This window comes from Seohaeicola sp., assembly GCF_048006315.1.
Classification (GTDB): Bacteria; Pseudomonadota; Alphaproteobacteria; order Rhodobacterales; family Rhodobacteraceae; genus Seohaeicola.
Genome location: NZ_CP180350.1, coordinates 3,890,359 through 3,912,773, shown reverse-complemented (window position 1 = coordinate 3,912,773; position 22,415 = coordinate 3,890,359). Strand labels below are relative to the sequence as shown.

General features: G+C 65.7%; 23 protein-coding genes. 21 read left to right on the top strand and 2 right to left on the bottom strand.

Annotation, left to right across the window (positions count from 1 at the left end; translation table 11 throughout):
* Nucleotides 1-8: 8 nt before the first annotated feature.
* Together ACMUJL_RS19320 and ACMUJL_RS19315 are read right to left on the bottom strand one after the other, a co-directional pair.
* On the bottom strand, nt 9-1,268 hold the full coding sequence (locus tag ACMUJL_RS19320; protein ID WP_375571624.1) for a vWA domain-containing protein: 1,260 nt from the start codon (nt 1,266-1,268) through the stop codon (nt 9-11).
* A gap of 83 nt (nt 1,269-1,351) precedes the next feature.
* The gene (locus ACMUJL_RS19315; protein ID WP_375571626.1) at nt 1,352-2,260 is read right to left on the bottom strand and encodes an AAA family ATPase; all 909 of its coding nucleotides are present in this window, start codon (nt 2,258-2,260) and stop codon (nt 1,352-1,354) included.
* A gap of 296 nt (nt 2,261-2,556) precedes the next feature.
* Between ACMUJL_RS19315 and ACMUJL_RS19310 the strand changes: the two genes are divergently transcribed.
* The 21 genes from ACMUJL_RS19310 (at nt 2,557) to ACMUJL_RS19210 (ending at nt 22,356) form a co-directional block, all read left to right on the top strand.
* Entirely contained in the window at nt 2,557-3,597 is a 1,041-nt protein-coding gene (locus ACMUJL_RS19310; protein ID WP_375573827.1) for a glycosyltransferase family 2 protein, read from the top strand.
* On the top strand, nt 3,594-4,253 hold the full coding sequence (locus ACMUJL_RS19305; RefSeq protein ID WP_068293632.1) for a hypothetical protein: 660 nt from the start codon (nt 3,594-3,596) through the stop codon (nt 4,251-4,253). The genes ACMUJL_RS19310 and ACMUJL_RS19305 overlap by 4 nt, the downstream gene beginning before the upstream one ends.
* Nucleotides 4,250-5,119, top strand: coding sequence for a hypothetical protein (locus ACMUJL_RS19300; protein WP_416914405.1), 870 nt, complete (start codon nt 4,250-4,252; stop codon nt 5,117-5,119). Before ACMUJL_RS19305 ends, ACMUJL_RS19300 begins: the two co-directional genes overlap by 4 nt.
* A 192-nt stretch (nt 5,120-5,311) precedes the next feature.
* A complete protein-coding gene (locus ACMUJL_RS19295; protein ID WP_416914404.1) occupies nt 5,312-6,733 on the top strand; it encodes a glycosyltransferase family 2 protein in 1,422 nt (473 codons plus the stop codon).
* Nucleotides 6,733-7,785, top strand: a complete 1,053-nt coding sequence (locus ACMUJL_RS19290) for a glycosyltransferase family 2 protein (protein WP_375571630.1) — start codon at nt 6,733-6,735, stop codon at nt 7,783-7,785. Before ACMUJL_RS19295 ends, ACMUJL_RS19290 begins: the two co-directional genes overlap by 1 nt.
* 146 nt (nt 7,786-7,931) lie before the next feature.
* The gene (locus ACMUJL_RS19285) at nt 7,932-8,924 is read left to right on the top strand and encodes a phosphoadenosine phosphosulfate reductase (RefSeq protein ID WP_375571632.1); all 993 of its coding nucleotides are present in this window, start codon (nt 7,932-7,934) and stop codon (nt 8,922-8,924) included.
* Between the two features lie 74 nt (nt 8,925-8,998).
* The gene (gene pyrC, locus ACMUJL_RS19280) at nt 8,999-10,042 is read left to right on the top strand and encodes a dihydroorotase (protein WP_375571634.1); all 1,044 of its coding nucleotides are present in this window, start codon (nt 8,999-9,001) and stop codon (nt 10,040-10,042) included.
* Between the two features lie 30 nt (nt 10,043-10,072).
* Nucleotides 10,073-10,753, top strand: a complete 681-nt coding sequence (locus ACMUJL_RS19275; RefSeq protein WP_068293617.1) for an orotate phosphoribosyltransferase — start codon at nt 10,073-10,075, stop codon at nt 10,751-10,753.
* Nucleotides 10,754-10,982: 229 nt separating this feature from the next.
* Nucleotides 10,983-12,485: a replicative DNA helicase gene (locus tag ACMUJL_RS19270; protein WP_068293614.1), complete on the top strand. Its 1,503-nt coding sequence runs from the start codon at nt 10,983-10,985 to the stop codon at nt 12,483-12,485.
* A 185-nt stretch (nt 12,486-12,670) separates the two neighbouring features.
* Nucleotides 12,671-13,714 (top strand): alanine racemase, encoded by a 1,044-nt coding sequence (gene alr / locus ACMUJL_RS19265; protein WP_068293611.1) that lies wholly within the window; start codon nt 12,671-12,673, stop codon nt 13,712-13,714.
* Nucleotides 13,711-14,493, top strand: coding sequence for an MlaE family ABC transporter permease (locus tag ACMUJL_RS19260; protein ID WP_138177146.1), 783 nt, complete (start codon nt 13,711-13,713; stop codon nt 14,491-14,493). The genes alr and ACMUJL_RS19260 overlap by 4 nt, the downstream gene beginning before the upstream one ends.
* Complete coding sequence (locus ACMUJL_RS19255) at nt 14,490-15,236, top strand: ABC transporter ATP-binding protein (protein ID WP_068293609.1); 747 nt, start codon at nt 14,490-14,492, stop codon at nt 15,234-15,236. The genes ACMUJL_RS19260 and ACMUJL_RS19255 overlap by 4 nt, the downstream gene beginning before the upstream one ends.
* Nucleotides 15,233-15,622: a hypothetical protein gene (locus ACMUJL_RS19250; RefSeq protein ID WP_068293606.1), complete on the top strand. Its 390-nt coding sequence runs from the start codon at nt 15,233-15,235 to the stop codon at nt 15,620-15,622. Before ACMUJL_RS19255 ends, ACMUJL_RS19250 begins: the two co-directional genes overlap by 4 nt.
* A gap of 61 nt (nt 15,623-15,683) precedes the next feature.
* Nucleotides 15,684-16,112: a paraquat-inducible protein A gene (locus ACMUJL_RS19245; protein WP_375573829.1), complete on the top strand. Its 429-nt coding sequence runs from the start codon at nt 15,684-15,686 to the stop codon at nt 16,110-16,112.
* A 159-nt stretch (nt 16,113-16,271) separates the two neighbouring features.
* Entirely contained in the window at nt 16,272-17,066 is a 795-nt protein-coding gene (locus tag ACMUJL_RS19240; protein ID WP_375571638.1) for a DNA repair protein, read from the top strand.
* Nucleotides 17,067-17,139: 73 nt separating this feature from the next.
* The gene (gene radA / locus ACMUJL_RS19235; protein WP_068293600.1) at nt 17,140-18,504 is read left to right on the top strand and encodes a DNA repair protein RadA; all 1,365 of its coding nucleotides are present in this window, start codon (nt 17,140-17,142) and stop codon (nt 18,502-18,504) included.
* Nucleotides 18,505-18,531: 27 nt separating this feature from the next.
* Complete coding sequence (locus tag ACMUJL_RS19230) at nt 18,532-19,092, top strand: CvpA family protein (protein ID WP_068293596.1); 561 nt, start codon at nt 18,532-18,534, stop codon at nt 19,090-19,092.
* Nucleotides 19,093-19,237: 145 nt separating this feature from the next.
* Nucleotides 19,238-20,716, top strand: a complete 1,479-nt coding sequence (gene purF, locus ACMUJL_RS19225) for an amidophosphoribosyltransferase (protein WP_068293594.1) — start codon at nt 19,238-19,240, stop codon at nt 20,714-20,716.
* 207 nt (nt 20,717-20,923) lie between these two features.
* Nucleotides 20,924-21,190, top strand: coding sequence for a hypothetical protein (locus tag ACMUJL_RS19220; protein ID WP_082896397.1), 267 nt, complete (start codon nt 20,924-20,926; stop codon nt 21,188-21,190).
* 107 nt (nt 21,191-21,297) lie between these two features.
* Entirely contained in the window at nt 21,298-21,939 is a 642-nt protein-coding gene (locus ACMUJL_RS19215; RefSeq protein WP_375571643.1) for an SDR family NAD(P)-dependent oxidoreductase, read from the top strand.
* Nucleotides 21,940-22,032: 93 nt separating this feature from the next.
* Entirely contained in the window at nt 22,033-22,356 is a 324-nt protein-coding gene (locus tag ACMUJL_RS19210) for a hypothetical protein (RefSeq protein ID WP_375571645.1), read from the top strand.
* The last annotated feature ends 59 nt before the right edge of the window (nt 22,357-22,415 follow it).

The window sequence follows — 22,415 nt, the reverse complement described above, 5'->3', positions numbered from 1 at the left end:
GGCGCAAGTCAGCCGTCGCGCATGGCGGCCATCAGCCGCGTCTTCTCGCCCGCATCATCCTGCTTTGATATGGCCGCCGCAAGCGCCTCGAGGCTGTCGATGGAATGGCCCGCGCGGAAACTGTCCACATGGGGCAGCATGGCGGCGATCCCGCGCGCCTTGGGCGCAAAGCCGTCCCAGCGCAAGAGCGGGTTCAACCAGATCAGCCGGCGCGAGGACAGGTGCAGCCGTTCCATCTCGCGGCCCAGGTCGGCGGCGCTGTCGCGGTCCAGCCCGTCGGTGATCAGAAGGACCACCGCCCCCTGCCCCATGACGCGCCGCGACCAGTCGCGGTTGAACGCATGCAGGCAGGACCCGATCCGCGTGCCGCCTTCCCAGTCCTGCGCCTCGGCCCCTGCCGCCTTCAACGCCTGGTCCACGTCGCGCGTGGCCAGGTGACGGGTGATGTTGGTCAGCCGCGTGCCGAAGGTGAAGGCATGCACCTTCGCCCAGCCCGCGCCCTTCTCGTTGGCCACCGCATGCAGGAAATGCAGGACCATCCGGCTGTACTGGCTCATCGACCCGGAAATGTCGCACAGCACCACCAGGTTCGGCCAGCGTGGGCGGGGCGCCTTCAAGGCCAGCGCCTGCATCTCGCCGCCGCGCCGCATCGAGGCGCGCATGGTGCGCCGCCAGTCGATCCGGTGGCCGGTCAGGCTGGGCTGGCCGCGCCGCGAGGGGATGGGTTTGACGGGCAGGCTCATCCGCGCCAGCATCCGCTTGGCGGCGGCGATCTCGGCGGTGCTCATCTGTTCGAAATCGAGGGTCTTGAGGCGTTCCTCGGCAGAGATGGTCATCGAGGCGTCAACCTCGATCATCGTCTCCTCCTCGCGGGGGTTTTCCTGCTCTACCGGTCGGTTGGCCCCGTCCAGCAGCGCCTCGGCCGCGCGCTTTTCGGCGGCCTGGGCCGTGCGTTCCTCCTGCACGCCCCGAATGGCGGGCAGCATCATCGACATCATGTGTTCCAGGTAACGCGGATCGCGCCAGTACAGCCGGAAGATCTGCGAAAACACGGCGCGATGTTCGGGCCGGTTCACGAAACAGGCATGCAGCACCCAGAAGAAATCGCGCTTGTCGGTAAAGCCCGCCGCCTGCACCGCGCGGATGGCGTCGATCACGCGGCCGGTGCCGATGGGAAGGCCCGCCTTGCGCAGGGCGCGGGCGAAATGGGTGATGTTCTCGGCCAGCCGGGGATTGTCGGGCAACTCGAGGGGGATGTATTCGGCCACGCCCTACCCCTGTTTCTTCTTGCGGCAAATATCCTCGGGGGGGTGCGGGGGGTGGAAAGCTCCCCGCTGCGACACGGACCGCATCACGCGGGCTCCAGCGATGCGCGGGCCTCGTCCAGCAGGCGTTTCGCCTCGCTGCCCTGCAGCTTGGCGATGTCGTCCTGGTACTTCAGGATCGCACCCAGCGTGTCGGCGATCACCTCGGGGCTGAGGCTGATGACATCCAGCGCCAGCAGGCATTTGGCCCAGTCGATGGTTTCGGCCACGCCCGGTTTCTTGAACAGATCCTCGGTGCGCAGCCGTTGCACGAAGGCCACCACCTCGCGGCTCAGCGCCTCTGACGCCTCTGGCGCGCGGGCCTTCAGGATTTCGATCTCGCGCTCGAAAGCCGGGTAATCCACCCATTGATAGAGGCAGCGGCGTTTCAGCGCGTCATGCACCTCGCGGGTCCGGTTCGAGGTCAGGATCACGATGGGCGGCTCGGGCGCATGGATCGTGCCCAGTTCAGGGATGGTGACCTGGAAATCCGACAGCGCCTCCAGCAGGAAAGCCTCGAAGGGTTCGTCGGTCCGGTCCAGCTCGTCGATCAGCAGCACGGGCGCGCCGCCCGCCTGGGGCCGCATCGCCTGCAGCAGGGGCCGTTCGATCAGGTAATCCTGCGTGAAGAGTTCCGATTTCAGCGCGTCCCGGTCCGCCCCTCCCGTTGCCTCGGCGGTGCGGATCGCGATCATCTGCTCGGCGAAGTTCCATTCATAGACAGCGCTTGCCGCATCCAGCCCCTCGTAGCACTGCAGCCGGATAAGGCGGCGGCCCAATGCTGCGGCGATGGCCTTGGCGATCTCGGTCTTGCCGGTGCCGGCCTCGCCTTCCAGGAACAGCGGACGCCCCAGTTTCAACGACAGGAACGTGACCGTGGCCAGGGCCCGGCCGCAGACATAATCCTGTCCGGCCAGCAGGCTCTGCACCTCGTCGATGGATTGCGGCAGCGGCATATGTGGTCCTCCCTTTGGCCCGAACCCTGCAACTGGTCCCGGTCGCCGTCAAGGCAAGACGACGTAACGGCAATGACCAAAGGTTGGGGAAACTTTATCGAAAGATTGACGGATTCCGCCGGACCTGCGATGGTTTTGCGAAAGAATAACCTGTCACAACGGCGGGGCATCGGGCGGGACCAACCCGTCCAGGGCAGAAGACGGGCAACGGTGTCATGAGTGAACGGGACAAGGCCCCGCAGGCGGGCCTGCAATTGCAACGGCAGGCGGGCCAGCACAAGGGCGGCCCATCGGGCCTGCGCATCACGGCGGTGACCTGCGTCAAGAACGAAGGTCCCTTCCTGCTGGAATGGATCGCCTTCAACCGCGTGATCGGCGTGACCGATTTCCTGTTCTATTCCAACGATTGCAGCGATGGCACGGATCGTCTGCTGGACGCGCTGGCCGCGCGCGGCCTGCTGCGCCATCTGCCCAACCCCGCCGAGGGGCGCAATTACCAGATGGAGGCGTTGAAACACGCCACCACCCAGGACATCGTGACCGGGGCCGACTGGGTCTGGATCGCGGATGTTGACGAATTCCTGAACATCCACGCCGGCGATCACACGATCCCGGCACTGATCGAAGCCTGCTGCGATCCGCAGGCGATCAGCATCAGCTTCCAGTTCTTCGCCAATGCAGGCATCGACGCCTTCGACGACCGCCCCGTGATCGCGCAATTCACGCGCAGCCATAACCCCGACATCTGGTGCGGCGAAACCGCGATCGAGGTCAAATCACTGATCAGGCGGGATTTTCCGCTGCATTATTACGGCGCGCACCGCCCCTTCTTCAAGGCCAAGCTGCCGCCCCGCAAGCATCCGCGCTGGACCGATGGCGGCGGGCGCGCGGTGCCGCACAAGTTCCTTGTGGCCGCCAATCCGCGCCGCATCCGCAAGTTTCCGGCCATGGGCGCGCGGGTGCATGCCACGCTGAACCATTATGCGCTGCGCAGCCTCGACAGCTACCTGGTCAAGAACGACCGGGGCGATGTGAACCGCGAAAACCGCGCCTTCGATGACACCTACTGGCGCGAACGCAACGATCCCGCGATCGAGGATGCCAGCATCCACCGCTACCTTCCCGCGCTGGAGGCCGAATTGGCGCGTCTGCGCGCCGACCCCGAAATCGACGCGCTGCATCTTGACTGCGTGGCCCTGCACCGCGCGCGCCGCGATGCCCTGCTGGCGCAGCCCGCCTACCGGGACATGCAGGCGCAGTTGCGCGCCGCCTCGACCCTGCCCCCGCAGGAGGAGGCGCTCTTGCGCGAACTGGGCCTGTGGGAGGATGCCGCATGAGCCTGACGCCCCCCCGCACCCGCATCGTCAACCTTGGCCTGCCCAAGACCGGCACGACGACACTGGCCCATGCCCTCAAGCTGACGGGGCTGAAAGTGGCCGATTTCCGCATCAGGCGGCGACAGACCACGGATACCGACCTGCATGGCGCCTATGTGGCGCGGCGGTTCTATGACGGCTATTTCAACACGGGCGATCCCTTGTCGGGGCTGGACGATTTCGACGCCTTCACCGAGATCAGCAGCCTGCGCGCGGGTCAATCGCTCTGGCCGCAGATGGATTGGGGCCTGATCCAGGCCATCCGCACCCATCACCCCGGCGTGCGTTTTCTGGCCAGCTGGCGCGAACCGCGCGCCCTGTCGGACAGCATGTTGCGCTGGTCCGATCTGGGGACCGAGCGTCTGCCGGGCAGCGACATTCCCGGCCTGCCGCGTGGCTTTGGCGGCACCACCGCCGAACGCATCCGCTGGATCGAGGGGCATTACGCCCATCTTGACGCGCTGTTTCAGGGCGATCCGGCCTTCCTGCGCTATGATCTGTCCGATCCCGCGGCGCCTGCGCGCATCGGCGCCCATATCGGGCGACGCCTGACATGGTGGGGCCGGGCCAATCGCAATCCCCACCCGGCCCGGAGCACCGAGGGACAGGCCGCATGACCGTCATTCATCTGCATATCGGCCTGGATGGGCAGGCAACCGCGCGCCTGCAGGCGGTGATGGCCGACAAGCGTGAACAGATGCTGTCCAAGGGCATCCTGTTCCCCCGCGCCGCCGGTGCGCGCAACCACACGCGCCTCTTCATGGCGGTCACCGACCCCGATCATGTCGATGCGCTGCGCTTCAATCGCGGCCATGCCGACCCTGTCAGACAGGCCGCCCTGCGCGCCGAACTGGCCACGATGCTGGCCCGCGACATCGCCACGCATCAGCCCCGCGCGGTGATCCTGTCGGCCAGTCACCTGGGCCAGTCGCTGGCCCGCCGGTCCGAACTGGAACGCCTGCGCGATCTGCTGGCGCCGCTGGGTGACGAAATCCGCCTGCATGCCCATGTCGATGCCCCCGCCCGGATGCTGGCGCGGCACTATGCGGCGCAGGTGATGGAAGGGCGCAGCCGCCCCCTGACGCTGGAACAAGGTCTGGACGCGGGGCAATGGTGGGATGCGGCGCTGGCCGAAGCCCCCGTGATCGACCCCGAAAAGGGCAATTTCTTCGAGGCGCAGACCCCGCCCTTCTGGCTGGACCTGCCGTGGCTTGTGCAACACTGGGAGGGTGTTTTCGGCGCAGGCAGCCTGACCTTGCGGCGCAGCGATGCGCCCGAAATCCACGGCGAGGACGCGACGGAAGAGATCCGCGCGACCTTCGATATCGAAGAGACATTGGGGCGGGCGGCACCCGCCAAGCCGGCTGGACAACCGGCCGCGGCCTGGGTCGCCCGTGCGCGCCAGCTGAATGCGCTGCTGCACCGCTTGCAGGATGTGACCGGCCAGATCGTGCCGCGCGCGCTGTGGCAGAAGCTGATTTAAGAAATCAAGGTCGACGGTGACCCCATTGATCCCGCAACACTTTCCGGGATCGCGGCACCGCTTGAGGCAGGTCTGAAAGGGCTGACGGACAACCAGCCCGCGCTGGCGGGTCTGCTGCCTGACCAGCCGAAGGCGCGCAAGACCAAGGCGGGGGCCAGGACCGCCGCCCCCCTGCCCGAGGCCGATCCCGGCATGGGCTTCCGGGCCAGCCAGTACCTTCTGGCGTTTCGCGCCCGGATCGACCGGGCGCAGCGCCTTGCCACAAGAGAAGCGCGCGAGGCTGCGGGCAAGGATCAGCCCCCCGCCCCGATCGCCGCCGCGCCGACGGTCGACCGGACAGCGCCAGCCCCGTCACCGTCAACGTCACCGTCACCGACCCCGGCCGCGCCGCAACAAGCGACAACGCGGGGCAAGACGCCGCCCGCCACGCTCAGCGACATTGCCGCGCGGATCATGCCGCCGCTGGCGGTCGAGAATTTCCACAAGCTGCACGCCTCGCCCTTCCGGCCGCATAACCGCCTCGGCATGGTCAACGAGGAAGAATTGGCCGGCGCCTATGCGCCGCGTGCGCTGCGCGACCTGCCGCCGGGATCGACGGGCCGCGTGATCGTGGGCTGCATGAAGAACGAAGCCCCCTATATCGCCGAGTGGATCGCCTATCACCGCGCCATCGGGGTCGACAATTTCCTGATCTACACCAACGACTGCACCGACGGCACCAGTGAGATCCTTGACCGGATGCAGCAGATGGGCCTTCTGCAGCATCGCAACAACGACGGCTGGAAGGGCAATTCGCCCCAGCAATCCGCGCTGAACAAGGCGCTGAAGGAACCGCTGATCCGCGATGCGGACTGGATCATCCATATTGACGTGGACGAGTTCATCAACGTGCGCTGCGGCAATGGCACGCTGGACGATTTCTTTGACCGCGTGCCGGATGCCACCAATGTCGCGATGACATGGCGGCTGTTCGGCCATGGCGGCGTCACCGGCCTGTCGGACGGGTTCGTGATCGACCAGTTCGAATGGTGCGCCCCACGTTTCTGCCCAAAGCCGCACACGGTCTGGGGTTTCAAGACCATGTTCCGCAACATGGGCGCCTATGCCAAGCTGAGCTGCCACCGCCCCAACAAGCTGCGCGACGATCTGCGCGAGCAGGTGCGCTGGGTCAACGGATCGGGCCAGGACATGACGCGCGAGGCGGCCGAAAAGGGTTGGCGCAACTCGGTCAAGTCGATCGGCTACGACCTTTTGCAACTGAACCATTATGCATTGCGATCCGCCGAAAGCTTTCTGATCAAGCGCCAGCGGGGTCGCGCGCTGCATGTGGACCGCTCCATCGGGCTGAACTACTGGATCCGCATGGATTGGTGCGATGTGCGCGACATCACGATCAAGCGCAATACGCCCCGGATGCGGGCGGAATTCGACGCGATGATGCGCGACGACACCCTGCGCGCCCTGCATGAGCAGGGGCTGGACTGGCACCGCGCCAAGGCCGCCGAATTGCAGGCCATGCCCGAGTTTCAGGACCTGTTCCAGCAGGCGCTGGAGGTCAAGCTGACCGCGCAGGAACGCGTGGCCTATGCGCTGGCGCTGGACATGGAAAGCTGATGCGCGCGCTGGCCATCCTGACACAGCGCAACGAAGGGGCTTTCCTGCTGGACTGGCTGGCCCATCACCGCGCCGTCGGCTTCACGGATTTCCTGGTGCTGTCCAACGATTGCCAGGATGGATCGGACCGGATGCTGGACCGGCTGGCCGAGATGGGCAAGCTGGCGCATGAACACAACCCGCCCCCATATGACAAGGCGGGCATCCAGTTCTCAGGCCTCAAGCGGGCGGCGGATCATCCGCTGCTGCGGCAGGCGGATTGGATCCTGCCGCTGGATATCGACGAATTCGTCAATATCCATGTGGGCGACCGCAGCCTTTCGGCGCTGCTGACCGCCCTGCCCGAGGCAAGCGCGATCACCCTGACATGGCGTCTTTTCGGCAACGCGGGTGTGGTGGCCTACAAGGATGAACCGGTGACTGCGCAATTCACCCGCGCCGCCCCTGCTGTGATCCACTGGCCCTGGCGCGCGGCGATGTTCAAGACGCTTTATCGCAACGATGGCACCTATGGAAAACCCGGCATCCACCGCCCCCGCGCGCCCGCGCCGGGCCGGGTGGAGACTGCGCGCTGGTTCGATGGCGAGGGGCGCGAACTGCCCGCGCGCTATCGCCGGGAGGGGTTGTTTTCGCCCTTCGGGCGGCCGAACCACGCGCTTGTCCAGCTGAACCATTACCCGCTGGGTGCGATGCAAAGCTATGTGTTGAAGGCCGACAGGGGCCGCGCGGTTCATGCCGGCGACCGTCTTGGCCTTGATTACTGGGTCGAGCGCAATTTCTGCACCGATGAGGACCGGTCGATCCTGGCGCTGGCCCCCCGGATGCGGGCCGAGCTTGACCGGCTGATGGCCGATCCGGTGCTGGCCGGGCTGCACCGGGATGCCGTGGCCTGGCGGCACGCCCGTTTCGCGGCGCTGATGCAGGACGAGGAGATGCGCGCCCTGATGGGTCGGCTGCTGATGGCACCACCATCGCGTGCATTGAGCGCCGCCGAGGCCGCCCCCCTGCTGGCCCATGCGATGGCCGCGATGGCCGCCCGCGCGCAGGGCTGAGACCCACAGCCAGAGGCATGGACGGGCTTATGCCCTGCAATGGCCTTGAAGTGGTTTCAATTCTCCCAAATTTCGCCCAAAATGACCGCTATTCCAGATTGCAAAGATACCTGTCACACAAGACAGGCCAATGAGGACGTGCAGTCATGCCCGAAGCCGAAATCCTGCCGAACCGGTCGCTATCCGGGTTGAAAAAGCGTGAATGGATCACGCAACTCTCTGCTATTGCAGAGGAATTCGGCAGCTTTGAAGACCTGGGCGGACGACACTTCGCCACCCGCATCGACGGGGACGAGACGCTTCTGGTCAGTTTCGAGACCGTGCAGGGCATCCAGCTGCATTCCGATATCGGCCAGCCCCTGGGCTGGGACATGGTGCGCGACAAGGGATGGTCGCATCTGTGCCTCGTCAGCGACGGCGATACATGGTTCCGCGATCCGCAGGTCTATGCCCTGTTCGACCGGCTGACCGACGAAGGGTATTTCGAGGAATACGAGCGCGTCATATTCTACGGCGCGGGCCCCTGCGGCTATGCGGCTGCGGCCTTTTCGGTGGCCTCGCCCGGCGCGATCGTTCTGGCAGTGCAGCCGCAGGCCACGCTGGATCCGCGCGTAACCGAATGGGACAACCGCTTTGCCCATATGCGCCGCACCAGTTTCACCGACCGTTACGGCTATGCGCCCGACATGATGGATGCGGCGCATCAGGGATATGTGCTCTATGATCCGGCCGAGGATCTGGATGCGATGCATGCGGCGCTGTTCACCCGCCCCAATGTCACCAAGCTGCGCCTGCGCTACATGGGCGACGCGCTGCAGGGCGACCTGGTCGAGATGGAGATGCTTGCCCCGCTGCTGACACTGGCCGCCGAGGGCAGTCTGACCGGTGCGGCCTTCGCGCGCCTCGCCCGCGCCCGGCGCGAACACCCGGCCTATCTGCGCGGCCTTCTGGGCCATCTGGACGCGCATCACCGCCCCTATCTCGCGCTGCTGCTGTGCCGCAACGTGGTCGAGCGGATGCATGCACCCCGAATCCGCCGCCGACTGGACGGTCTGGAAAAGGCGGCCGCCGCCGGAGAATTCACCCCGCCCCCGCAGTCGCGTAACGGCAATGGCGGTGCGGCGGCGCAAAAGGCCTGAAAAGCGGCAGCACCCCGCGCTTTTTGCCAACCGCACCACTAGCCCCCTGCGCGCGTATTGTGTAAGCGACGGGCATGAGCACCTCGATCACGATCCGCCGCCCCGACGACTGGCACCTGCATCTGCGCGATGGCGCGATGCTGCGCGCGGTCCTTCCCGAAACCGCCCGCCACTTTGCGCGCGCGATCATCATGCCGAACCTCGTGCCCCCCGTGGTCACCGGAGCGCAGGCCGCAGCCTATCGCGATCGGATCATGGCCGCCCTGCCTGACGGCATGCGCTTTGACCCGCTGATGACCCTCTACCTGACCGAGGATACGGACCCCGATGACGTGGCAGCAAGCCATGCCAGCGGTCTGGTGCGCGCGGTCAAGCTGTATCCCGCCGGCGCGACCACCAATTCGGCTTCGGGCGTCAAGAATTTCGATCATGTCCGCGCCGTGCTGGAGCGGATGGCCGAGATCGGCCTGCCGCTGTGCGTGCATGGCGAGGTGACGGATCACGAGGTGGACATCTTCGACCGCGAGGCCGTGTTCATCGACCGCGTGCTGGACCCGATCCGCCGCGCCACGCCCGGCCTGCGCGTGGTGATGGAACATATCACCACCTCGGACGGGGTGGATTACGTGAAATCCGCGCCCGCCGATCTGGGCGCCACGATCACCACGCATCACCTGATCATCAACCGCAACCATATCCTGGTGGGCGGGATCAAGCCGCATTACTACTGCCTGCCCGTGGCCAAGCGCGAAAGCCATCGCCTGGCGCTGCGCGCCGCCGCCACCTCGGGCGATGCGCGGTTCTTTCTGGGGACCGACTCGGCCCCGCATGTGGATGCGCTGAAGGAACATGCCTGCGGCTGCGCGGGCTGTTTCACCGCGACCAACACGATGTCAATCCTGGCCCATGTCTTCGAGGACGAAGGCGCGCTGGACCGGCTGGAGGGTTTCACCTCGATCAACGGGCCGACCTATTACCGGCTGCCCGTGAACGAGGACCGGGTCACCCTGACCAAGGGCGCGGCCCCCGTCACCTATCCGGCCAAGATAGACGGCGGCGACGGGCCGGTCACGGTCTTCGATCCCGGCTTCCCGCTTTACTGGCAGGTCGCCCCGTAACCCATCCTTTCCGATCAGAAGGACACGCTCATGATCCCCTCCTCCTACCCTTCCGCGCAGGAAATGGCGCGCCTGACCGCGCGGATGCTGCTGGAAATCAAGGCCGTGCATTTCAATTCGGACGAGCCTTTCATCTTCGCAAGCGGCCTGCCCTCACCCGTCTATATCGATTGCCGCAAGCTGATCTCCTATCCGCGCATCCGGTCGACGCTGATGGATTTCCTGACGGTGACGGTCATGCGCAATGCGGGCTTCGAGGCTTTCGACAATATCGCGGGCGGCGAGACGGCGGGCATTCCCTTTGCCGCGCTGGTGGCCGAACGCATGGCCCTGCCCATGACCTATGTGCGCAAGAAGCCCAAGGGCTACGGCCGCAACGCGCGGATCGAGGGCGCGATGACCGAAGGCCAGCGCGTGCTGCTGGTCGAGGACCTGACGACCGACGGCGGCTCCAAGCTCAGCTTCGTGGACGCGATTCGCGAAACCGGCGCCTCCTGCGGGCACACGGCGGTGATCTTCTACTACGGGATCTTCCCGCAGACCGAAAAGGTGCTGGCCGATCACGGTGTAGCGCTGCACTACCTGTGCACCTGGTGGGACGTTCTGGCCGAGGCGCGCGCCTCGGGCGCCTTCGACGAGGCCACGATGTCGGAAGTCGAATCCTTCCTGACCGCACCGGACGCCTGGCGCGAGGCAAGGGCCGGAAAATAGCCCGCAAACCGGGCATGGCGGGTAGCGGGAAACCGCCACCCGCGACCGCGCGGCCCATGATCTGCCCATCACGGCGATCAACATGTTGACCAACACACCCGGCAGGCCGCATGATGCGGTGTGGTGAAGGGCCAGTTCGGGGATATGCACAAGCTATCCCCAGAAACATACAATTTGCCCTCGGCCCCCGCGCTTTCTATGACACTGGCCTGGGATGACAGGGACGAGCATGACCACGATAACCGCATTCAACCCGACGGGCACCGTTGTCCAGGACCCCGACACGATGCCCCATTCGATCGAGGCCGAACAGCAATTGCTGGGCGCGATCCTGACCAACAACGATGTCTATGACCGTGTCGCGCAGATCATCGGGGCGCAGCATTTCTTCGATCCCGTGCATGCGCGTATCTTCGAGGTGGCCGCGGCGCGCATTGCCAAGAACAACCTGGCCTCGCCAGTCACGCTCAAGGCGTTTTTCGACGGCGACGCCGGCCTGGAGGAACTGGGCGGACCCGCCTATCTGGTGCGCCTGGCGGGGGCGGCGATCTCGGCCTACGCGGTGCGCGACTATGCGCAGATGATCTATGACCTGGCGATCCGGCGCGAGCTGATCGGGCTGGGGCGCGACATCGTGGCCAAGGCCGCCAAGGTCGATATCGCCTCCGAGCCGCGCGAGCAGATCGTCGAGGCGGAACAGGCGCTCTACAAGCTCAGCGAGCAGGGCAAGGCGGATTCAGGTTTCGTGTCCTTCCTGCGGGCCGTGACCGATGCGGTGAACGTGGCCAATGCCGCCTATCAGCGCGAAGGCGGGCTGGCGGGCATCTCGACCGGTCTGATCGACATGGACAAGAAGCTGGGCGGGCTGCACAAGTCGGACCTTCTGATCCTGGCCGGCCGGCCCTCGATGGGCAAGACGTCGCTGGCCACCAACATCGCCTTCAACGTCGCCAAGGCCTACAAGCGCGGCATCCTGCCCGACGGCAACGAAGGCACGATGGAAGGCGGCGTCGTGGGCTTCTACAGCCTGGAAATGAGCGCCGAACAGCTGGCCGCACGTATCCTGTCGGAAGCCGCCGAAGTGCCCAGCGAACAGATCCGGCGCGGCGACATGACGGAAGGCGAATTCCGCCGCTTCGTGGAGGCCGCCAAATCGCTGGAGGCCTGCCCGCTCTACATCGACGACACACCCGCCCTTCCGATCAGCCAGCTGGCCGCGCGCGCGCGGCGCCTGAAGCGGACCCACGGGCTGGACCTGCTGATCATCGACTACCTGCAGCTGGTGCGCGGCGCCGGCAAATCCGAGAACCGGGTCAACGAGATCAGCGAGATCACGATGGGCCTCAAGGCCATCGCCAAGGAATTGAACATCCCCGTCATCGCGCTGTCGCAGCTCAGCCGCCAGGTCGAAAACCGCGAAGACAAGCGCCCGCAGCTCAGCGATCTGCGCGAATCCGGTTCGATCGAACAGGATGCCGACGTGGTGATGTTCGTGTTCCGCGAGGAATATTACAAGGAACGCGAAAAACCGGGCGATCACGAACTGGAAAAGATGGCCACCTGGCAGGCCGAGATGGAACGCCTGCACGGCAAGGCCGAGGTGGTCATCGGCAAGCAGCGCCACGGCCCCATCGGCACCGTGGAACTGAGCTTCGAGGGGCGCTTCACCCGCTTCGGCAACCTGGTCAAGCCCTGGCAGCAGGGCAGCGGCGGCGAGGACGTGGGTTTCTGACGTGGTCAGGGGGGCTGTCTGCCCCCCGTCCCTGCGGGACTCCCCCCGAGGATATTTCAGGCAAGAAGAAACGCGCCGCACCTTGCCTGCTTCTTCTTGCCCAAAATATCCATCCGCAGCCCGTGCCGCGCGCGCGGGGGCCGATTTGGCCTTGACCTTGGAACCGGGCATGCCACAACGGCCCCATGACAGCAGCGAGTTTGACCATTGATCTTGATGCGCTGACCGCCAACTGGCGGGCGCTTGATGCAGCCTCGGGGGCTGGTGTCGAAACCGCCGCCGTGATCAAGGCGGGCGCCTATGGCCTGGGCGCGGGACGCGTGGGGCGTGCGCTGGCGCGGGCGGGCGCGCGGCGCTTTTTCGTGGCCGTGACCGAGGAAGCCGCCGAATTGCGCGAAGCCCTCGGGCCGGGGCCCGAGATCAATGTCTTTTCAGGTCACATGGCGGGCGACACCGACCGCATCCATGACCTGCATCTGACGCCGATGATCAATTCCATCGACCAGATGCTGCGCCATGTCGAGGCGCTGCCGGGCCATCCTTTCGGGGTGCAGCTGGACAGCGGCATGAACCGGCTGGGGATGGAACCCGCCGAATGGGCCGCGTTGCGCGATATCGCGCTGGAGCAGAACATCACCCTGCTCATGTCGCACCTGGCCTGCGCGGACGAGCCCGATCATCCGATGAACGCTTCGCAGCTGGCCAGCTTCCGCGCGATGACCGAGGGGCTGGACGTGCCGCGTTCGCTGTCGGCCACGGGCGGCATCCTGCTGGGGCCCGCCTATCATTTCGACCTGACGCGCCCCGGTATCGGCCTTTATGGCGGCGCGCCCTTCGCGCAAGCGCAGCCCGTGGCGCATGTCAGCCTGCCCGTGATCCAGACCCGCGTGGTCGAAGCCGGCGAGACCGTGGGCTATGGCAATGCCTGGACCGCGACAGCGCCGATCCGCCTGGCCACCGTTGCCGCCGGCTATGCCGATGGCATCCACCGCGCGCTGTCACGGGGGCTGCATCTTTACGCGGGCGACACGCCCTGCCCGGTACGGGGCCGCGTCTCGATGGATCTGATCACGGTGGACATCACACATCTGCCCGAGGTGCCCGCGGCGCTGGACCTGCTGAACCACGTGCAGACCGTCGACACGCTGGCCGATCTGGCCGGCACCATCGGCTACGAGATCCTGACCTCGCTGGGGCGGCGCTATCAGCGGCGCTATGCCGGCGCATGAGGCTGCTTGCTCCCATTGGACGGCTGGGGCGGGCGACCCTGGCGCTTCTGGCCGCGATCGGGCGCCTGGCCATCTTCACCGCGCAGACCATCAGCCACCTGGTGCGCCCGCCCTTCTATCCGCGTGAATTCGGCCATGCCCTGCTGCAGATCGGCTATTTCTCCTTGCCCGTGGTCGGTCTGACGGCGCTGTTTACCGGCGGCGCGCTGGCCTTGCAGATCTATGCGGGCGGGTCGCGCTTTTCGGCCGAGGCCGTGGTGCCGCAGATCGTGGCCATCGGCATGGTGCGCGAACTGGGCCCCGTTCTGGTGGGGCTGATGATCGCGGCGCGGGTGACGTCCAGCATCGCAGCGGAAATTGCCACGATGAAGGTGACCGAACAGATCGACGCGCTGGTGACCCTGTCCACCCATCCGATGAAGTACCTGACCCTGCCCCGCGTGCTGGCGGCAACGCTGGTGATGCCGCTGCTGGTAGGCGTGGGCGACGTGATCGGGATCTACGGCGGTTTTCTTGTCGGCACCGAAAGGCTGGGCTTCAACGCCACCACCTACCTGACGAACACAGCCGATTTCCTGGAACTGCGCGATATCGTCTCGTCCCTGGCCAAGGGGGCGGTCTTCGGCTTCATCGCGGCACTGATGGGCTGCTATTACGGGATGAATTCCGCGCGCGGCGCGATGGGCGTGGGCCGGGCGACCAAGGGATCGGTCGTGGCCGCCGCGATCCTGATCCTGGCTGCGAATTTCATCCTGACGGAGGCGTTTTTCTCGGCATGATCCGGTTGACTGATGTGCAAAAGGCGTTCGGGTCCAATCGCGTGTTGCGCGGTGTGAACCTGCATGTGCCCAAGGGCACATCGATGGTGATCATCGGCGGATCGGGCACGGGCAAATCGGTCGCCCTGAAATGCGTGCTGGGTCTGGTGACGCCTGATGCCGGGTTGATCGAGGTGGATGGCAAGGACGTGCGCAGCGGCGACCGCGATGCCTTTCTGGCGCGGTTCGGGATGCTGTTCCAGGGCGGCGCGCTGTTCGATTCCCTGCCCGTCTGGCAGAACGTGGCGTTCCGGCTGATGCGCGGCGCGCTCAAGCGGCCCAAGGCCGAGGCCCGCGAGATCGCCATCGAAAAGCTGCGGCGCGTGGGCCTGAAACCCGATGTGGCCGACAAGCTGCCGGCCGAGTTGTCGGGCGGCATGCAAAAGCGCGTGGGCCTGGCGCGTGCCATCGCGGCCGAGCCCGAGATCATCTTTTTCGACGAACCCACGACCGGGCTGGACCCGATCATGGCCGGTGTCATCAACGAGCTGATCCGCGAGATCGTGACCGAGATGGGCGCAACCGCCATGACCATCACCCATGACATGTCATCGGTGCGCGCCATCGCCGACAATGTGGCCATGCTGCATGAGGGCGTGATCAAATGGACCGGCCCGGTGGCGCAGATGGATGCCTCGGGTGATCCTTACGTGGATCAATTCATCCACGGTCGCGCAGAGGGGCCCATCGAGGCGGTGCGATGAGCGCGCTCTTCGAGCCAAGCCCGATCCTTCTGGCCTTTCTGGCCCTCAAGACAACCTTCTATCTGCCGGCCCTGCTGATCCTCGCGCTGCTGCGCCTGCTGGCGGCGTCGGGTGCGGCGCGGCTGGCCGCGCTGCTGGCCCTGCTGGTGGCGCTGGCCGGTATCGCCGCGCGCTTTGCCCCGCCGCTTCTGGGGCTGACGGGTGGCGGGGTGGCGCAGGCGGCCCATGCGCTGGCCAATGCCGCCGGCGGCATGGCGCTGCCCTTGCTGGCAAGCGCGCTGATGCTGGCCTCGGGCGTTGTGACAGGGGCGCGCTGGCGCTGGATCGACCTGCTGCATCTGCTGCTGCTGACCGGCCTGTGCGGTCTGTGGCTGGCCAGCGCGTGACGCGGCGCGGCGGATGGCGCTTGACCATCGGGCCGGGACTGGTCTGACTGGCCCCATGCACATGACCTTGCGGATCGCCAACCTGTCACTGCTACTGCTTTACCCGGTGGCCTGGGTGGCGCCTTTGCTGCATGCGCAGGTGCTGCCCTTTTTCGGGGGGCGCGACATCTCGGTCATCTCGGGGTTGCGGACGTTGTGGGCCGAGGACGTGTTTCTGGCCATCGTCGTGGCGATCTTCGCGCTTGCAGCGCCGATCCTCAAGACGCTGGGCATCGCGCTGATCCAGGCGGGCAGACTGCCCCGGCGGCTGGTGCCGGCGACCACGCTGATGGGCCGCCTTGCCATGGCAGACATCTTTCTGGTCGCGCTTTACATCGTGCTGGCCAAAGGCGCGGGCGTGGGCCGGCTTGAGGTTTGCTGGGGGCTTTACCTTTTTACCGGCTGCGTGCTGGCCTCGCTGATCATTTCGCAGCTTGAAGCGAAACACTGATCCCGAAGCGCGCCATCTGTTTCCATAATGGAAACAATGCCTGCGCCAGTCTCCTGCCGAACCCCGGTTAACGGGGGAAAACAGAGATTCCGCTTTGGGATTGCTGACAGATCAGTCTACCGTGGTCTGGTTAACGAGTTCGGTGTTTCTGGGGGAAACATGCTGTCTTCTGTTCGGTCCGTGACCCGGTCAGCCCAGGTCATTCTTCAAACCATGTCCTTCGGTCTTGTCCTGATATCGGCAATCGGTCTTTGCATCCTGACCCTCGGGGCAGCAGTGGGCCTTTTGCCCTGGCTTGGTTTCGCGGTGCAGATCGGCGACCGCATCCACGAGAATGCAGGCCAGATCGTCCAGATCGCAGGCACGGTGTTCTGCGTGATGCTGGCGGGCTTTCTGCCCACGCATGCGCGGATCATGGCGCTGGAGACATCGCACCGGCATTTTTCCCTTGGGATGCAGGATGTGACGCAGGCCTATCTTCACGCCCATGCGGCGGACCGTGCAGGCATTTTCCAGCTGAGTTCCGAATTCGATTCCATGCGCGAAAGGCTGGCCTACATGCGCCGGCACCCTGATCTGGCCGACCTGGAGCCCGATCTTCTGGAACTGGCCGCGCAGATGTCGCATGTCAGCCGCGCGCTGGCCGACACCTATTCGGATGCCAACGTGGGCCGCGCCAAGACATTCCTGCGCCAGCGCCAGCAAGAGATCGCCCGCTTCAAGGGGCGGCTGGTCAAGGCCAAGGCCATCACGAAAGAGCTGCGCCACTGGATGCAGCAGATCGAACAGGAAGAGGCCGGCGCCGCCGCGCAACTGTCGCGCCTGCGGTCGGAACTGGCCGACCTGATGCCCGAAGCCCTTGGCCTGGAAAACCGCGCCCAGATGCGCCGCCGCCAGGCGCAAAGGCCCGTAACCGAAGGCGCGCCCGCCAACCTGGCAAGCGCGGCCGAGTAGAAGCGCCCATCTTCGTCCCCTGCCCCCGCATTGAGGGTTTGACCGCCCCGCGCGGCTGAGGCATCACTGGCGCATGGCAAAATCCAACAGTTTCTCGTGCAACGCCTGCGGTGCATCCTTCAACAAGTGGTCCGGGCGCTGCGACGCCTGCGGGGCCTGGAACACCATCGTGGAAGAGGCGCCGCTGTCGGCGGGACCGGCCTCGAAATCGCTGGGGGCCAGGCGGGGCGCGCCGATCAGGCTGACCGACCTTGCCACGGAAGAGGCACCACCGCCGCGCACCAATTCGGGCATATCCGAACTGGATCGGGTGCTGGGTGGCGGGCTGGTCCCGTCCAGCGCCATTCTGGTGGGTGGCGATCCGGGCATCGGCAAATCCACGCTGCTGTTGCAGGCCGCCGCGCGCTTTGCGCAGGCGGGCCTCAAGACGATCTATGTCTCGGGCGAAGAAGCCTCGGCGCAGGTGCGCATGCGTGCGCAGCGGCTGGGGCTGGCGGATGCGCCGGTGCAACTGGCGGCCGCCACCAACCTGCGCGACATCCTGACCACGCTCGAGGCCGAAAAGCCGCAACTGGCCGTGATCGATTCGATCCAGACCATGTGGGCCGACAATGTCGAAAGCGCGCCGGGATCGGTCAGCCAGGTGCGCGCCGCCGCACATGAGCTGACGACCTTTGCCAAGACGCGCAACATGTCGGTGATCCTGGTGGGCCATGTCACCAAGGATGGCCAGATCGCGGGTCCCCGCGTGGTGGAACACATGGTGGATACCGTGCTCTATTTCGAGGGCGAGCGCGGCCACCAGTTCCGCATCCTGCGCGCGGTCAAGAACCGCTTTGGCCCCGCCGACGAGATTGGCGTCTTCGAGATGACGGGCGGGGGTCTGGCAGAGGTCATGAACCCCTCGGCGCTGTTTCTGTCCGAACGCGGCCAGCCCAGCCCCGGATCGGTGGTCTTTGCGGGTGTCGAGGGCACGCGCCCCCTGCTGGTGGAATTCCAGGCGCTGGTCGCCCCCTCGCCGCATTCGCAGCCGCGCCGGTCCGTGGTGGGCTGGGACGGCGGGCGTCTTGCGATGATCCTGGCCGTGCTGGAAGCGCGCTGCGGCATTCCGTTCACGGGGCTGGATGTCTATCTGAACGTGGCGGGCGGCATGAAGGTGACCGAACCCGCTGCGGATCTGGCTGTCGCCGCGGCCCTGCTGAGTGCGCGGGAAGACGCCGCCTTGCCCGCGGAAACGGTGATTTTCGGTGAAATCAGCCTGTCGGGTGCGCTGCGCCCGGTCAGTCAGACTGAAAACAGGTTGAAAGAGGCGCAAAAACTTGGTTTCACAGCAGCCATCGCGCCGGCGGGCGGCAAGCCCGGCGCGGACAGTGGTTTGACGTTGACCCGCATGGGCGATCTGACGGCCTTTGTAGGTGAAGTATTCGGCGCCGGTTAAGCGTCGCAGGGCAAGGAACGGGACGACATGGAAGGCTTTACCATCATCGACGGCGTGGTCGCCGCGGTCATCGTGGTCTCGGCGCTGCTGGCCTATAGCCGCGGCTTCGTGCGCGAGGCGCTGGCGATCGTCGGCTGGATCGTGGCCGCTTTCCTGGCCTTCATGTTCGCCCCGCAGGTGCAGCCGCTGGTCAAGGAAATCCCGGTTGTGGGCGCGATGATCGCCGACAGTTGCGAATTGTCCATCATCGCAGCCTTCGGCGCGGTCTTTGCGCTGGCGCTGGTCGTCACATCCCTGTTCACACCGCTGTTTTCCAGCCTTGTGCAACGGTCCGTTCTTGGCGGGCTGGACCAGGGTGCGGGGTTCCTGTTCGGCGTGTTGCGCGGCATCCTTCTGGTGGCGGTCGCATTCTTTGCCTATGAAACCGTGGTCTCTGCGCAAGAAATCGCGATGATCGACGACAGCCGGTCGGCGCGCGTCTTTGCCAATCTGACCGGCCAGATCGGCGAGCGGAACCCCGATCAGGCGCTGGGATGGATCGCGCAGCAGTATGAAACCCTGGTGGGCGTCTGCGAAACACCGCGATAAGACCCTTCGCTTTGGCGGCTTGTGGGCCGATCCCGGACATGTGATCCTTTTGCCAGTGTGATCCTTTCGTGACACTGCCGCGCGGACCCCTTATGAGAGGGCTGTGCCAAGCCCTACGGATTCGGAGCCTGCCTTGTCCAAACAGATGCCTCCCGCCCATCCCTTCGATTTCGATGCCTACGGCAACGATGACGATGACAAGCTTCGCGAAGAATGCGGTGTCTTCGGCGTGTTGGGTGTCACCGATGCGGCCAATTTCGTAGCCCTCGGCCTGCATGCCCTGCAGCACCGCGGACAGGAAGCGGGCGGAATCGTCTGCCACCATCCCGAACACGGCTTCAACTCGGCCCACCGCTTTGGCTATGTTCGCGACAGCTTCACCTCGCAGACGCTGATGCAGACCCTGCCCGGCCCCCTGGCCATCGGGCATGTGCGCTATTCCACCGCCGGATCGAAAGGCGCCGTCATCCGCGATGTGCAGCCCTTCTTCGGCGAGTTTTCCGTGGGCGGCGCCGCGATCGCCCACAACGGCAACATCACCAATGCAGACGCCCTGCGCCGCGAGCTGATCGAGCGCGGCTCGATCTTCCAGTCCAGCAGCGACAGCGAATGCATCATTCACCTGATGGCGCGGTCCCTGCAGCGCAATATCGCCGAACGCATGGAAGACGCGCTGCGCCGCGTGGAAGGCGCGTTTTCCGTCGTCGCCATGACCCGCACCAAGCTGATCGGTGTGCGCGACCCGCTGGGCGTGCGCCCGCTGGTGCTGGGCCGGATCGGCGATGGCTGGGTGCTGTCGTCGGAAACCTGCGCGCTGGACATCATCGGCGCGGAATTCATCCGCGAGATCGAACCGGGCGAAATGGTCGTGATCGACCAGAAGAACGGGCTGGAAAGCCGCTTTCCCTTCCGCAAGCAATCCCCCCGCTTCTGCATCTTCGAACATGTCTATTTCTCGCGCCCCGACAGCATCATCGGCGGGCGCTCGGTCTATGAAACCCGCCGTCAGATCGGTGTGGAACTGGCCCGCGAAGCGCCGCAGGATGCGGACCTTGTCTGCCCGGTGCCCGACAGCGGCACGCCCGCGGCGATCGGTTTCGCCCATGAAAGCGGCATTCCCTACGGCATGGGCATCATCCGCAACCAGTACATGGGCCGGACCTTCATCGAACCGACCGAAAGCATCCGCAACATGGGCGTGCGGCTGAAGCTGAACGTCAACCGCGCCCTGATCCGCGGCAAGCGTGTGATCCTTGTGGACGATTCCGTCGTGCGCGGCACCACCAGCCGCAAGATCAAGGAAATGATCCTGGACGCCGGCGCCAAGGAGGTGCATTTCCGCATCGCCTCCCCGCCGACATCTTGGCCCTGCTTCTACGGGGTGGACACGCCGCAGCGCGACAAGCTGCTGGCCGCCACCATGACCGAAGAGGAAATGCGCGACTACCTGGCGGTGGACAGCCTGAAATTCATCTCGCTTGACGGGCTTTACCGCGCTGCCGGCGAGGCGCAGGGCCGCAATGCGAAATGCCCGCAATATTGCGATGCCTGCTTCTCGGGGGAATATCCGGTGGCACCATCGGACATGATCGAAAAGGGCTTCCAGCTGAAGGCCGCCGAATAGGCGGCCCAAGGCCCCCTGCCTCTTGGCCGACGCAAGGCCCCCGGACAATCCGCCGCAGCCGCTGCGCGCAAAGCCGCGCCGATCATCGCGACAGACCGGCAAGCCATCGCCCATGCCCCGCGCATGGGCACGCCTGCCCTTTTCCTGCCCGCGCACCCATGCCACATCGCCCGCCTGACAAGACCCTGAACAAGGCGCGACACAGGCATGAGCACCACGGACGACACCACCCCGACCACCCCCAAGACCCAGGCCGCAGCCACGCTGGAGGATCTGCTGCCGCTGGACGGAATCACGCTTCTGGGCACGGTCGTGGCGGGCGAGGCATCGCGCGCGCTGATCCGCGCGGGCACTGGCAGGATCAGCCAGATCCGCCCCGGCGACCGGATCGGACAGGCCACGCTGGTGGGCATCGAACCGGGCCTGATCCATCTGACCCGCAACGGCGAGGCACAGCGCCTGGCCATGCCGTGACCGGGCGAATCCGGCGCGACAGAACGCGCGGCACGGGCATGCCCTCTTGACCTTGGGCGCGCGCTCGCCCACACCCGGCCCGACCGCATCCCGCAAGGAGAGCTGACATGTCCGACAAGATCGCCCTCATCACCGGTGCCTCGCGCGGACTGGGCGCCGCCCTGGCCGAATCCCTGGCCGGCACCCATCACGTCGTGGCGGTGGCCCGCACGACAGGCGCGCTGGAAGAACTCGACGACCGCATCAAGGCGGCGGGTGGCCAGGCGACCCTGGCGCCGATGGATATCACCAAGCCCGACGCCATGGCGCAGCTGTGCCGGTCGATCCATGACCGCTGGGGCAAGATCGACCTCTGGGCGCATACGGCGGTGCATGCCGCCCCCCTGTCGCCCGCAAATACCATCGACGCGCGCGACTGGGACAAATCCGTGGCCTGCAACGTCACCGCCACGGGCCAGCTGATCCCCTATGTCGCGCCGCTGCTGGGCGAGGCGGGAACCGCCCTGTTCTTTGACGATCCGCGCGCCGGGCAGAAATTCTTCGGCGCTTACGGTGCCACCAAGGCGGCACAGGTGGCGCTTGCGCAAAGCTGGGCGGCTGAGGCCCAAAAGACCGGCCCGCGCGTGCATGTGCTGACCCCTGCCCCCATGGCAACCGCCACAAGGGCGCGCTTTTTCCCCGGTGAGGATCGCACACCGCTGGCCCATCCCCGTGACGAGGCTGCGCGCCTTCTGGCAAGCCTGGCCTGATCGCGGGCGGGCCCCGAACCTGTGACCATGTCCGGAACCCTTGGGCATGAGAGTTGAGAAAAGTTGACTGGTTAATGTTGTATGAGTGCGAAAATGAACAAGAAACCCGAATGTTTTCTGTGGGTTGACGCGACCTATCTTCGTGAGACGGCACAAACGATCGGCTGGCATCTGCATGCCTGCCTGTTCGAGCTGACGATGCATACGGCCGAAACGAACGGCACGATCGGCTTTGATCAGGCGGTCGAGATGCTGGCCCGCGCGCTTGAAACAGATCGGGCCAGCGCGCGGCGCGCGATCCTGGATCTTCTGGACCGGGGGCAGCTGTCGCGCGAAGGTGACCTGCTGACGCTGACCGCCTTCGGGACAAGCATCGTGCCCGACTATGCGGATTGGGAACCCAGCCTCAGCGCCTGACCCTGCGCGGGCTTTCCTGCCCTGCCTTCTTGCCCCTGACGTCCCGCTCCTCTACACCA